Genomic DNA, 13,013 nt, shown 5'->3' with positions numbered 1-13,013 from the left:
CCTAATCCACTCACTTTCAACACACCAAAGCTAAACGCATCGAATGTACCGTCATTACTACATTTCGCTAAAAAAGTGAACAGATATTACTCAAAACAGATCAGTTCCTATAGATTTAGTCCTTAAAACATCCTGTTTCTATACAAAAAACCGTCATTTTCCATTACTCGTAGGAATAATTACAAGCTTAAATGTAAGATAGGATAAGGCTTTCCTTGTCCGTCTGTCTCAGACCTGTTTACTGATTTGAACCCCATGTGTAAATAAAATCCAACTGCTTGTTGATTTTGTTCATTTACATCTACTTTAGTAATATGAAGTCTATCTTTAGCATAATTTAATAACAATTTACCTATTCCTTGTCCACGAAAATCATTGTGTATGAACAACATTTCTAAGTTTCCATCAGCAACACCGATAAAGCCAGTCATTCTTCCCTCTTGGTTAAGATGAACATACAACTCTACAAATTCAAAATAACTAGGTATGGTCTTTTTAAAATACTCGAAGTCTTCTCTTGCTAAAAAATCATGAGTATGTATTACTGCACTTTCCCATATCTCTACTAACACTGGATATTCTTGACTCTTTACTTTTCTAATCATAATTTTAAATTTAATAGAGCAAATTTCTAAGCTTTGAGAGACAATCTACTGAACCTGGGTTAAAAAATTCGCTTGCGAATTCTACTCAGCCCTTGTGGAGTAATTCCCAAATAAGAAGCTATATCTTTTAAGGGGATATAATTAAATGTCAATCCATATTCTTCTTGCATTCTCAAATAGTATTCTTCTGAAGAATACTTGATTAGATCTATATTACGCTGTAGGAGACGATTTAAAAGCCTTGCTGTTAATTTTCCAAACATTACCTCTAATCCAGAAATAGAAGCGTATAAATCGCTTATTTGCTCTTTATTAATTCTATATACTACTGCGTCCATAACAGCTTGTACAGAAAAGTCCGCTCGCTCTTGAAGTGAAAAAGAAATATTCGACATAGAAAAAGTTCCTTCTTTACAAAACCAAAATGTTTGTTCTACACCTTTAGGATCAATAGTCCAACATCTAAATACTCCTTCATAAATAAAATAACTATACTGTTCTACCTCTCCTTCTTTTATTAGGTACTCATTCTTAGAAATAGAAATTCGTTCGAAGTATTCATCAAACAAAGCATATTGTGAAGAAGTAAATACAGACAATTCGACTTCAAACTCTTTTAATAACTTTTCTAAAAGCATATTTTACTGGTGGATTCAAGTATTAAATGCAACAGTAACCATTAGGTTTAATTTTTCTGTAAAAATTTCGTTAGGCGATTTAAAACCAAATCTCTTTCTTGGTCTGTTGTTTAAAATATTTACAGCCTTGTCAATTGCTGCTTGTGTAATTAAATCGAAATTAGTCATTTTAGGGAAATATTGTCTTACTAATCCATTTAAATTTTCATTAGCTCCTCTTTCCCAACTGTGATAAGGCTTTGCGAAGTAGTAATCAAGCTCTAGAGTGTTAGCTATATTTTGATGGTTTGCAAACTCTTTTCCGTTATCAGAAGTCATAGTATGAAGTAACGGTTTGAAGTCTTTTAAGAGTTCTATAATTTTAGCTTCTACAACGTGAGCTTCCTTTGATTCTATCTTTCCCATCCATAAAACCCCTGTAGCTCTATCGTTTATAGTAAGCAGTGCTCCACGATGATTTTTCCCTATTACTAAATCTATTTCAAGATCACCTATTCTATATTTATCATCAACTATACTAGGTCTTTTTTCAATATCTACTCTATTACTTATCAAGCCTCTACTGTCTTTGCATGCACCTCTTTTTCTATATTTTTTACCTTTAGTTCTAAGATGCTTATAAAGCTTTCCTCCTTGTTTTTTGTTCTGCCAAATGAATTGATAAATACATTCAACAGAGACCATTTCTTTTGCTTCAAGTTTACTTCTACCTACTATTTGTTCTGGACTATAATCTTGATTAAGATAGTCTATAATAGTTGTTTTTACGTTTTCAGTTAAGCGTATTCTCTTGCGTTTTTATTTGTGTCGTTGAGCTGTCTTTCTTTGTCCAAGATTAGCTTTATAAACACCATTTCTTTCGTCTGAATTGCGCTTAAGCTCTCTGCTAACAACAGACTTGTCTTTGCCTATATAACAAGCAATTTCAGTAAGTGATTTACCTGCCTTTTTATATGCTTCTATTTTATATCTTTGTTCTAACGTTAAATGTGACATCTTTTTGGGTGTGTAGGAACCTCAAAAGTAGATGTTTTTTTTCGCCAACGGCGGAGAACATTTGCTCCATGGAGCAAATGTTCTCCGCCGTTTTTTAAATGCTGTTGCATTTATTAGTTGAATCTAAGACTTATTAACTTGATAAATATATAAAAACACTTAGAAAAGTCAAGGAGGTAGAAATAAAAAAGCCTATTCATACAGGTTTGTACAAAAAAATCAGCTTTTTAAATAATTATTACCAACTCATTTTAAACAAGTTATAAAAACAATATAAAAAAGATGTTCTTTTTTATTCAAAATCTCTTGCAAACATAAGACTTTGCAGTATATTTGCACTCGCAATACGGAAGTAATGTAGACCTCTGGAGAAATGGCAGAGTGGTCGAATGCGGCGGTCTTGAAAACCGTTGACTGTAACAGGTCCGGGGGTTCGAATCCCTCTTTCTCCGCTGATTTATAAAAGACAACTTTTTAAAAGTTATCAAAAAAGCACAAAACCTATGATTCACAACGAGTTATAGGTTTTTTCTTTTTTAAGGGTATTCCATTTTTTAAAAAAGTGCGCCCAAAAATACACTTGATTCGGTGCACAGAAAAATATTTTAGTGATGCGCACCTTCAAACTTAGTGACCCCTTACGCCAAATGGCGCCAGAGAGTTTTAAACTGTGATTTTGGAACGTTTTAATTCGACATTTATTAATATTTAAAAACAGTTGAATTATGTTAGAAAAACAGTTATCAATTAATTTCTTTCTTAAACCCAATAGAGAGAAAAGTGATTTAAGAGGTGTTTATCTTAGAATCACAGTAGATGGTATTCGCAAAGAGACTTCTTTAAGTCATAAATGGGATATCAATAGATGGAACCAAAAAGCAGGTCGTGCCAATGGCGCTAAAGAAGATGCTAAAACGCTAAACTACCTCTTAGATACAATCGTATCAAAGATTACTAAGTACAAGTTAGAACTTTTAAGTAATGAAGAACCTATTACTGCTTCTGTGCTTATGGATTATATCCAAGGTAAAGGAGCTAGTAAGGTTAAAGTTTTAGAAGAGTTTCAAAAGCACAATGATGAAGTCTTTAAACTTGTACCTAAAGAGTACGCCATTGGAACCCATGAAAGATACGTAACAGCTAGATCACACGTAGCTGAATATATCCGTTATGTATATGGTAAAGAAGATATAGAGTTTAGAGAACTCAACTATGAGTTTGTAATTGGCTATGAGCACTATTTAAAGACCGTTAGAGCATGTTCTAATAACACAGCTATTAAGTATATCTCAAACTTTAAGAAGATTGTTCTAAGAGCTGTTGCTAAAGGAATAATCTCTTCTAATCCATTTGTACAATACAAACCTAAAAAGACTAAGCTCAATAAGAAACCACTAAGCAAACAAGAGCTATCTATTTTAGAAAACAAAGAGTTTATTAACGAGCGATTAGCAACTGTAAGAGATGTATTTGTTTTTCAATGTTATACTGGTCTTGCCTATATCGATGTGTTTAAGCTTAAGAAAAGCGATATTACAAAAGATGAAGAAGGTAATTTTTGGATAAGAACTAACAGACAAAAGACAGATGCGAATATTACCATCCCCTTACTTCCTAAAGCTATACAGATAATGGAAAAGTATAAAGATCATCCTGATTGTACTTATAAAGATTTAGTACTTCCTGTTCGCTCTAATCAAAAGATGAATGAGTATTTAAAAGAGATTGCCTCACTGTGTGAGATAAGCGAACTAAATACACATAAGGCAAGAAGAACTTTTGGTAGTACTGTAACTCTTGGCAATGGCGTACCTATTCACGTAGTCAAAGAAATGTTAGGTCATCACTCTGTTAAACAAACAGAGGAATACGCTCTAACAGAAGAAGAGTCTATCAAAACTGAAATGCAGATATTAAAAGATAAGCTTCAGGGAAAAGCAAATAAACAAACTGATAATTACACCGATTTATTAGAGAGTTTAAAAAAGCTAAACCCTGATAAATTAACCCAACTAACTAATTTTATTAATCAGTTAAATGGATAATAAAAACTCCCTTAAATTCTCTACACTTTCTAACAATTCAACTGTTGTATCTGCAAGTAAGGAATTTAAGGGAGTCAATTTTCAACCTATTTAATAAGTAGAAGTTAACTTCTACTTATTAAATAGGTTCTCTATCTCTTTTCTGTTGTAGTAATACGAGCCTAGTATTTTTCGATACTGCAATTTACCACTGATTCGAAGAGTTTGTAGTGAAGCTGGCGAGATACTTAGTAGTTGCCTTGCCACTTTAGCCTTTACCCATTCGGGTGAACACTCTTTACTCTGTTTAGCTAATAGTTCTTTTAGCTCTCCAATGATTGTTTGAGCAAACAGTCTTAAATCTTCTTTTGTGATTTGATTTTCCATGATAATTATCTTTAAGGTTAAACATCTAAACTAAGATCAAAACAGATGTAACTTGATTTTTGGCAGTTTTAGAGTCTATTTGGCTTTATCTTGCCTAGTTTAAGATCTTGTAAGAATTAATTTTTTCGATAAAATACATTCTATAATTCTTTACAATTCAATCCCTCTTTTATTTTACTCTTGCAAAAATTAGTAGCTAATAAGGTTATAACATCTAAAATTTTAAGCAAGGTAGTTTCAGTATTCAAATCGGAATCAGTTGTTTCTATAGCTTGTTTATCAACAATATATTGGATTAGTCGATCTTCTACCTCGTATATAAATTCCCTAATATCAATATTGTGATAGAGTATAGAAAGAGTTAGATTTAGGTTTTCACTTTCTGCTGCACTTAGATATATAGGTTTCCAAATACGTAGTTCCTCTATGGAAAATGGACAGTTAATGTAGTTTAGAATATCAGGATTAAGCCAGTTGGCTGGATAATAATCAGTTTGTAGTAGTACCCATCCTGTTTGTAGAAACCACTTTAAGGTAAATCGAAAATTAGTAATGTTTTGTATAAGGAAAGTATCTTCTTTTTTTGAGTTAGAATACATCACTTTAATAGTTTCTTGAATTTCATAATATCCCATTGTATTGAAGATAAGAATGATATTCTCAAAAGGATTACTGGCTTGGTAACCTTCACATGGACTGCCTAAATAGTGTTGCCATAGATGATTATTGGGAGGTAAATAACTGTAATCAGCCCAACTTATTGCTAAGTAGCTAGCTTCAAATAATTTCAATATAGCATCATATACTTTATAAGGAGGAGGTCCCATAACATCGGTAATGTCCTGATCTCTCTCCAAAGCTTCTTTCCAATGATCTAGCATTTTTATCCAAAGTGATAAGTCCATTGGTTTGAAAAAACGTTTAAATGTTTTTTGAAAGTTCTGCACTTCTTTGATGCTAAGTAAAGTATAAGAATCCTCAAAATGAGCAAGATGATGATTAATTTTCATATCCTCTCTAGAGCGATATTCAAGCACACAGCGATATGGATTTTTAACCCATGGAGTATCGATCCAATCATCCCAATATTTGAGCTGTTTTTTCTGGTGAATAAAAAAATGACATCCCATAATCATCATTTTAATATCTAGTACAAAAGGGATTTGTCGTTCACAAATTTGCTTTCGCTTTTTTTTGCTAGTGACTGACTCATCAAAGCGTTCTAATTCTTTTAATAGTTCTCGAAAAGATTCTAAAGTGTAGGAACTCAAGGCTTCGAGTATACCTCCACTGAGTAAAAACTCAGGAATTTCTAATTTGTCGTCAGGTGGGCACATGTAAATATCTTTCATAATTTTTGTTTTTTAGTTCAAATTATATATTTAAGTCTCCTTAGTTTAAAAAGTGATAGACCATCTCTCTTTGTAGACAATTTGAGAGTATGTTCTTTAATAGAGCTTTATTGTAATTGTGTTCAAATTTGTTCAAATCCTAAGGAATAAAAAATTCTGTAAAAGGATATTATATCCTTTGCATTTGCACTCTATTTTAGATAATTTAGAATTCTATTTATTTTTAATAACTTTACAATTCAATCTTTTTAAATCATTGGCTTTATCTTTGAGCCCTTATTAAACTCAGCTACTAATTATGGAACATAAAATACATCAAGGAAGAAATGTAAAGCGTTTTAGAGAAATGCTTGGAATCAAACAAGAGGTTCTTGCTTTTGATTTAGGAGATGATTGGAATCAAAAGAAGATATCTTTACTTGAACAGAAAGAAGTAATTGATAATTCACTGCTACAGCAAATATCAAAGGTGCTTAAAATACCAGTTGAAGCAATTGAAAATTTTGATGAAGAGCAAGCGATTAATATTATTTCTAATACATTTAATGAAGAAGCATATATTGGTAATTCGGGAGCAATTTTCAACATAAATCCAATGGAAGAGATTGTAAAGCTTCATGAAGAAAAGATTGCCTTGTATAAGCGTATGCTTAAGGAGAAAGATGAAATGATGGCTCGTTTAGAGAAATTGATTCAAAGTAAATAGACTAAAATCTAAAAATATACTATACAAAGCTTAACCTATGGTTAGTCTTTTTTGTATCTATACAGAAAAGCTAGAGTACAATATCTTATGTATTCTAGCTTTTTTGCTTCTTGTATTCTGGTAATTAATACTCTTTTCTCTTTACCCATTTTGCGACCTTCGGGAGAAAAACGAGTGGTCTTTGATACTGGAAAATTTTCAATTTGTAAGGACAAAGACACATCTCGATGATTCAAACGTCATTTCGTTGTGGATAATAACTCCTTAGAATCTCTAAGATAACCTCGTTTATGAATTAACCAACAAGCATCAAGTAGTTTATTTATATTTATAAAAGTTGTACTCACGCTTTTTGGCGGTAGATTATCTGAAAAACTACCTATTGCATACTGTATAATCTGATATAGATCGCTCTCTAATTTCTTATAAGATTGCTTTTCAAATACATTTTTAAATGTCAGATAAGGGTCTAAGTATTCATTGTATAGTAAATTGCCTATAAAAAGATGGAAACTAGTCTTATCTAAAGGTGTTAGAGGTAATTGTACATGATACTTTTTGGGCTTACAATACATTTTATAACTCACCCGAATAATCGAACGAAGAAAACTATATACTTCTAAAGATTTTGCAGGGGTTCTACTCATACATATAGTTAAGCTATTTACATAACACATTAACTCATTAAAGTCTGTTCTTAACTCAGATGGATTAGTATAGGAAAAAATAGCCTTAAGTAGGTTATATGGAACTTTAAGGTCTTGTACATACCATAGATGTACTTCTAAAGAGATAGTTGTTTTTTTCATAGGTATAACTTTAAAAGAATTAAACATTCACTTATGCTATTAGAGCTCAATTAAAAGCGAACTATCTTTTACCTCTTCTTTTGTAAGTGAGTATATCATATCACAAAATGAGTTCAATTCCTTAATATCCTCTAATGTACAATCAGCTATAAAATCATTTGGTTTAGGGTAATATTTTACAAAACAGTCCTTATTAAATAGAATTTTTTTTACTACAGGTAAATCATTTATGTTTTTATAAACAGAGGGATAACACCATTGAATTAAATCATATAGATAGTTTACATCAATAATACTCGGAATAAATTCAAGCTTTCTATAAATAAGTAATACAAGTGATTGTTGTATAACAAAATGATAAAGCATTGCTTGTGCTTCACAGAATATTGCGTTATTATTTTCTTTAATATTCAAATAAGCTTGATTAAGTGATTCTAAGCATTCTTGAATAAATTTGTTTTTATTATCAGTTATAATATCTTCGTCCTTATCATGGCTTATATAAATTGAATTGCCATAAAATAAGTTTTGGTTAGTAAAATATTTTTTATAAAACTCAAAGAACATAGGAATATTTCTTGTCCAATCACTTGCTTTTTGAAGTATAGCCGTAACTTTAACTTGCCCACTAGTTTGCTTAGTAATTGCCTTACAAAACTGCCTAATGTCCTGATAAGTTCTTTTTTGAGTTAATACGACTATAAATAAGTGGATTCCTCTTTCATAGTTTAATTCAGTTAGCGGAATATTAAAGTGTCTCTTTGAAAGAAGAAATACAGACTTAGGTGTATAAAAAGTTTTAAGAGTTGCTTTTACCTGATTCTCTAACGTTTCTTCCCATGATTCTACACTAGCTTTAGCCTCTTCTCTTATATTGTGAATTTTTAATTGTTTAGTTCTCTTTTTATACTCTTCTGTATATTGATATAGAAGAGTGGTTGAAAATAAACTTATAAATACTCGCATAATATCAATTAATAGAGTGATTTCATATTTATTGTTTTCTTCTTGTTTGTCGAAATTAAAAATATACAAAAGATGCTGTATGGGAGGGTTAGATTTCTGCAACCTATATTCCCTTACAGTATCTATCTGAGACCAATTGCACTTAGATACTGATTTAGAATGTTTTAATATAAAATTCAATACTTCCTCTTCAGAAGGTATTTGCATTAAAAAAGGAGGAAAAAATATAGTTGTAAAATCTATGAGGACTTCTTTTAATAATTGTTTAAGCGCATTGACTATTGTAACATAGTTACTATCTCTATCTTCTATTCTAACAATATACTCATCAAGTTTATTAAGATGATTTTTACTTCTGTTTTCAAGCCATTTCCTTGTTTTTTTTAGATAGGCTTTTCCAGTTTTTTTCATAAAATGCAGTCCTAAATATCCACCATAATCCTCTTCAGCTTGGAAAACCAATTGATCGAGTTGACAATTTAGATAACTATACATTTTTTGAGAATTCAGTTGGTACTCAATGAGAGCATCTATCTCAAAAAGATTGATAATAACATTATATAAGTCAATACTTTGAGTTACCCAATCTTGATTTGTTAATTCTTTAAATACATCACCTCTCCCTGCAATTGTTATTGTTGGTAATGCAAGTAAGTTTGATTCGGAGTAGAAAATAAAGTAAAAAGCATAATTTTCATCAATAGTTATTTTCTGTAAATTTTCTATTAAGGCACTAGGAATGCTTAAACTTGAAATGTGATTTTTAATACTAGTCATAATGTGATTTTTTTAAGTTATTCACTTGCAAGTTGTTCGGATTTTATTGGATAATATATTCTTACAAAGGATTAATTATTCCTCATTATTTTTAATGACTCTATTTGGCTAATTATGTCTTACAATATTCTCAGTCACATTGATTTACTTTGCTTAAAGAGATATTAAAAGAGTAGTATATCACTACTCTTTTCTTTTACGGAAATCTATGGTTTTGAAAAAAGCAAGCGGGACTTGGGCAGAGCCCTAGTCACTTGCCTTTTTACTGGCGTTGCAAAGGGTTTGAGTATACTTAAGGTATACTCTTGGGCTTTCAGCCCTTATAAAGATGTGATTTGGGTATACTTAAGGGTATACTCTTTTTTAAGATTAATAAACTAAAAAAGATAAGTATGAAACAGCTAGATACAAGTAGTATTCGCTTTTCAAAACCAGTTAATGAAAAGCTTGAAAAACTCGCTTTAGGATTTAAGCGAAGCAAGAAAGAGTTATTTACTCAGATGGTGGATTACTTCTATAGAAGTAAAAAAGACCCATCAGACTTTGGAGATGAAGTTTTAAAAAAGGAATTATCCTTAGGAATCAGCCGGATAATCTCTTTTATAAAACAACAAGAGAAAGATTTTCTATTGCCAAGTTATACTGATGTAGGATTTTTAAAGGTTGCTATGGCTCAAAGTAATGATAAGCTTAGTAATATTGATACTCATTTAGCTAGAGAAAGCGAGGTAAGTATTGCCCTATTAAAGTACACAAAAAGTATAATAGGTGGAATAAGAGTACTAGTAAATCATCAAAAGCAAAAAGATGAGCTCAAAGAGCAGTTTAGAGAGCTTTTAGAGTATTACATCCATTCACGTGAAGAAATGGGTTGGACAACAGCTAATGCAAAGAAAGAACAGCTAATAGAACATGTAAGACAATCTTTAAATAATATGTAGCTATGTTTATAAATATTACTAATTCAGAAACAGGAAATAACAAAGGGAGCTCTGCAAGACTTGTTGAATACTTAGAGAAAGAAAACAAACTAAAGAATGATAACGCAGAGAAAGAGCTTTGGTTTACAAATGACAGATACGATGTACCACATCAAGAAGTAAGAGTTAAACTTGATAACAACGTAGCTAAGCTTAGTAAAACAGATGATAAGTTCTTTTTAGTAAATATTAGTCCAAGTGAGAAGGAAATTCTCTTTTTAAAAGAAAAGTATGGAAAGGAATTATTACAACAGAAACTAAAAGAATATGCCACTGCTGTTATGGATGCTTATGCACTTAACTTTAAAAAAGATAGTATTACAAGTAGTAAAGATCTACTTTGGTTTGGAAAGTTTGAACACTTTAGGTATTATTCTAATACGGATAAAAAAGTAAAAAAAGGAGAGGTGAATATTGGTGATATTAAAGAAGGTGAACAAATGCACTTACAGATTATAGTTAGTCGAAAAGATATTACCAATAAGATAAAGCTAAGTCCTAAGAATAATTCAAAGGGTAAAAACATAACACATTCTGCTAAATTTGGTCAGTTTGAAAATCTTGCTTTTAAAGAAAATAGCGAAAAACTTTTTGATCAGATGTTTGATTATCAAAGAGGACTTAAAGAGAAGCTTGTGTATTCTGTAACTATGGATAAAGGAAGTGTTGAAGAAAAAAAGGTATTGAACATCTTGGAGCAGATTGAAGATAAACTAAACAAACCTACTGAAGAAGAATACTTTAAGCTTATAGAAAATATTTCATTGGATTTTTCATTAGATTTAGACAACATTATTGAAATATTTGATTCCAAAGGTACTGGATTACTTACAAGTTTGTTAACTACTGAAAATAATGAGTACAATGAGAATATACAATTTTCTAAAAAGAAGAAATTGAGAAAAAACAGAGGTTTAAATATTAACTAAATGTGTATAAAATAAATAAATCCAATGAAGAATTTACTCTATTCAAACTGTAGTATGAACAAAATATAATGGAGAGTCCTACACCTGCGAAGAATTCTAAACTACTCTCAGAAGGTGATTTTTATGTTTAAATAGTAGATAGACTAAAAATATTGAGGGGTTTACGGATTTCCGTAATAGGATTAAAAAAGTTTAAATATTTTTGTTTAAATGTATGCACCCGAGCAAGTACATCTTGTGAGATCTAATTATTCTTCTACATTATCCAGGATAATTTTCTTGTAATTATGAGGATATAAGTCAGCGATATTCTTGTGGTTGATGGATTGAATATTTTCAAGAACATACTTTAGCCATTTATATGGATTAATGTCATGCTTTTTGCAGTTAGCAAAAAACGTATAGGCCATAGCTGCTCTTTGTGCTGCATCATGAGAACCGGCAAAGAGATAGTTTTTACGACCAATTGCTACAGGTCTGATTACATTTTCAACAAGATTATTGTCTATCTGCAAGTTTCCATTGTGTAAGTAATCACTTAGATTACTCCATCTTTTTTGAGAGTACACAAAAGCTTTACCTATTCTACTTTGAGGTAAGGTAAGATTCATCTGAGCAATCATATATTTACCAAGCTTGTTGATGATTGGTAAACTTTCATCTAGACGAAGTTCTTTGATTTGGTCAGGAGCTAAGTCTTGTTCTTTAGCTTTTCTCTCTATAGCATATAACTTCTGTATTTCTACTAGTACATGCTGGGCCCTTTTTCTATCGTTATCTAAAGCTTTTTCAAATTCACGTCGAGCATGTGCCCAACAAGCAAGATGTGTAACATCTGACTTATTTCCATAGGCTTGGTAGCCGCTAAATCCATCAGTTTGCAGATATCCTTTGAAGTTTTTTAATATAGGCAGTGCAGCACTACCGCTACGAGTAGGACTGTAATTAAACATTACAAGCTTGGATATAGGTGCGTGATACACCCAATAGTAGCCAAGATGAGTTTTGTCTTTCTTTTTCTCATCTAAGACTTTGATGGTGGTTTCATCAACTTGGAGATAACCTTCGTTTTTGATGTCCATCACCAGCTTTTGGTATAGTGGCTTTAAAGCATCCATGCTTTGAGCCGCCCAACCATCTATTGTAGAAGAAGCTATATCGATGTTTTCTCTGGAAAAGCGTTGCTTTTGTCTATAAAGAGGAAGGTGGTCAACATATTTATCTACAAGTATTGTGGATAATAATCCCTCTGAAGGGATTCCTTTATCTATAATTCGCTCAGGAAGCTCACCAATACTAATTTGAGTGTTGTCTTTACCTTTAGTAGCGTATTTATATCGGATGTAACGCTTGATTTTAAAGTAACCTGGAACATAATCTAACACATCTGTAGTTTCTTTACCAATGCAAATCATATCAGATAAATCTCCCTCAGGATGTATTTCTATTTCTTCTACGGGTAAATGATCTGGTAGTTTAGCTCGTCCTGGATGTTTCTTTTTCTCACGAGAGTAGGTAATCTCTTGTTTGATTACTTCTTCTTGTTCCTCTAAGACTGCTTGTTCAACATCTAAAGGTAATTGAGTTTGATTGGGATCCTCAAAACGTTCTCGGCTTTGACCGAACTTCATGCGCTCAAGTAGCTTTACACGATATTCCAGTTCTGTATTTTTTTCTTCTAGTTTAGAGGTCTTTTCTTCTAAGCTAGTAGTTTTCTTCTCTAACTTAGTATTTACTTTTTCTTGTTTGGAAATAGTCTTTTGGGCTTTGGTTAAAAGTGCCAAAAGTTCTTGTTTCGATAAGTTTTCTAAGTCTATTTCCATGAAGTAAATATACGTCAAAAG

At 31.4% G+C, this 13,013-nt stretch carries 11 protein-coding genes, 1 tRNA gene and 1 pseudogene; 5 read left to right on the top strand and 8 right to left on the bottom strand.

Annotated elements, in window-relative coordinates:
• Nucleotides 1–179: 179 nt before the first annotated feature.
• The 3 genes and pseudogenes from BK054_RS11745 to BK054_RS11735 all read right to left on the bottom strand — a co-directional run bounded on the left by BK054_RS11745 (nt 180) and on the right by BK054_RS11735 (nt 2,239).
• On the bottom strand, nt 180–605 hold the full coding sequence (locus BK054_RS11745) for an acetyltransferase (RefSeq protein ID WP_006259333.1): 426 nt from the start codon (nt 603–605) through the stop codon (nt 180–182).
• Between the two features lie 59 nt (nt 606–664).
• Nucleotides 665–1,243, bottom strand: coding sequence for a Crp/Fnr family transcriptional regulator (locus tag BK054_RS11740; RefSeq protein ID WP_071307284.1), 579 nt, complete (start codon nt 1,241–1,243; stop codon nt 665–667).
• A gap of 15 nt (nt 1,244–1,258) precedes the next feature.
• Nucleotides 1,259–2,239: pseudogene (locus tag BK054_RS11735) on the bottom strand (IS30 family transposase).
• A 367-nt stretch (nt 2,240–2,606) separates the two neighbouring features.
• Here BK054_RS11735 and BK054_RS11730 point away from each other — a divergent pair.
• Both BK054_RS11730 and BK054_RS11725 read left to right on the top strand, forming a co-directional pair.
• Nucleotides 2,607–2,691: transfer RNA gene (locus BK054_RS11730), tRNA-Ser, on the top strand.
• 273 nt (nt 2,692–2,964) lie between these two features.
• On the top strand, nt 2,965–4,284 hold the full coding sequence (locus BK054_RS11725) for a site-specific integrase (protein WP_071307283.1): 1,320 nt from the start codon (nt 2,965–2,967) through the stop codon (nt 4,282–4,284).
• 111 nt (nt 4,285–4,395) lie between these two features.
• Here the strand turns inward: BK054_RS11725 and BK054_RS11720 are convergent, their stop codons facing one another.
• On the bottom strand, nt 4,396–4,650 hold the full coding sequence (locus BK054_RS11720) for a DNA-binding protein (protein WP_063175430.1): 255 nt from the start codon (nt 4,648–4,650) through the stop codon (nt 4,396–4,398).
• Nucleotides 4,651–4,790: 140 nt separating this feature from the next.
• Nucleotides 4,791–6,002, bottom strand: coding sequence for a hypothetical protein (locus tag BK054_RS11715; RefSeq protein WP_232234266.1), 1,212 nt, complete (start codon nt 6,000–6,002; stop codon nt 4,791–4,793).
• 298 nt (nt 6,003–6,300) lie between these two features.
• On the opposite strand from BK054_RS11715, the gene BK054_RS11710 reads away from it, so the two are divergent.
• Nucleotides 6,301–6,708 (top strand): helix-turn-helix domain-containing protein, encoded by a 408-nt coding sequence (locus BK054_RS11710; RefSeq protein WP_071307282.1) that lies wholly within the window; start codon nt 6,301–6,303, stop codon nt 6,706–6,708.
• 239 nt (nt 6,709–6,947) lie between these two features.
• On the opposite strand, the gene BK054_RS11705 is transcribed toward BK054_RS11710, so the two are convergent.
• Entirely contained in the window at nt 6,948–7,517 is a 570-nt protein-coding gene (locus BK054_RS11705; protein ID WP_156860094.1) for a hypothetical protein, read from the bottom strand.
• A 39-nt stretch (nt 7,518–7,556) separates the two neighbouring features.
• A complete protein-coding gene (locus BK054_RS11700) occupies nt 7,557–9,260 on the bottom strand; it encodes a hypothetical protein (protein ID WP_071307280.1) in 1,704 nt (567 codons plus the stop codon).
• Nucleotides 9,261–9,652: 392 nt separating this feature from the next.
• Here BK054_RS11700 and BK054_RS11695 point away from each other — a divergent pair, with 392 nt between their 5' ends.
• Together BK054_RS11695 and BK054_RS11690 are read left to right on the top strand one after the other, a co-directional pair.
• Complete coding sequence (locus BK054_RS11695; RefSeq protein WP_071307279.1) at nt 9,653–10,201, top strand: BfmA/BtgA family mobilization protein; 549 nt, start codon at nt 9,653–9,655, stop codon at nt 10,199–10,201.
• A 2-nt stretch (nt 10,202–10,203) separates the two neighbouring features.
• Nucleotides 10,204–11,169 carry a DUF5712 family protein gene (locus BK054_RS11690; protein WP_071307278.1) on the top strand — a complete coding sequence of 322 codons (966 nt, stop codon included), beginning with the start codon at nt 10,204–10,206 and terminating at the stop codon, nt 11,167–11,169.
• Between the two features lie 248 nt (nt 11,170–11,417).
• Here the strand turns inward: BK054_RS11690 and tnpC are convergent, their stop codons facing one another.
• Nucleotides 11,418–12,992 carry an IS66 family transposase gene (gene tnpC, locus BK054_RS11685; protein ID WP_071307250.1) on the bottom strand — a complete coding sequence of 525 codons (1,575 nt, stop codon included), beginning with the start codon at nt 12,990–12,992 and terminating at the stop codon, nt 11,418–11,420.
• Nucleotides 12,993–13,013: the final 21 nt, after the last annotated feature.

Origin of the sequence: Myroides sp. ZB35, assembly GCF_001865835.1 — a bacterium.
Lineage (GTDB): Bacteria > Bacteroidota > Bacteroidia > Flavobacteriales > Flavobacteriaceae > Flavobacterium > Flavobacterium odoratimimum.
This window is presented reverse-complemented; position numbering and strand designations above follow the sequence as displayed.

Coding starts and splice junctions, on each gene's coding strand:
- BK054_RS11710 (WP_071307282.1), top strand. CDS start 6,301: ATGGAACATAAAATACATCAAGGAAGAAATGTAAAGCGTTTTAGAGAA.
- BK054_RS11690 (WP_071307278.1), top strand. CDS start 10,204: ATGTTTATAAATATTACTAATTCAGAAACAGGAAATAACAAAGGGAGC.
- BK054_RS11695 (WP_071307279.1), top strand. CDS start 9,653: ATGAAACAGCTAGATACAAGTAGTATTCGCTTTTCAAAACCAGTTAAT.
- BK054_RS11705 (WP_156860094.1), bottom strand. CDS start 7,517: ATGAAAAAAACAACTATCTCTTTAGAAGTACATCTATGGTATGTACAA.
- tnpC (WP_071307250.1), bottom strand. CDS start 12,992: ATGGAAATAGACTTAGAAAACTTATCGAAACAAGAACTTTTGGCACTT.
- BK054_RS11740 (WP_071307284.1), bottom strand. CDS start 1,243: ATGCTTTTAGAAAAGTTATTAAAAGAGTTTGAAGTCGAATTGTCTGTA.
- BK054_RS11720 (WP_063175430.1), bottom strand. CDS start 4,650: ATGGAAAATCAAATCACAAAAGAAGATTTAAGACTGTTTGCTCAAACA.
- BK054_RS11745 (WP_006259333.1), bottom strand. CDS start 605: ATGATTAGAAAAGTAAAGAGTCAAGAATATCCAGTGTTAGTAGAGATA.
- BK054_RS11725 (WP_071307283.1), top strand. CDS start 2,965: ATGTTAGAAAAACAGTTATCAATTAATTTCTTTCTTAAACCCAATAGA.
- BK054_RS11700 (WP_071307280.1), bottom strand. CDS start 9,260: ATGACTAGTATTAAAAATCACATTTCAAGTTTAAGCATTCCTAGTGCC.
- BK054_RS11715 (WP_232234266.1), bottom strand. CDS start 6,002: ATGAAAGATATTTACATGTGCCCACCTGACGACAAATTAGAAATTCCT.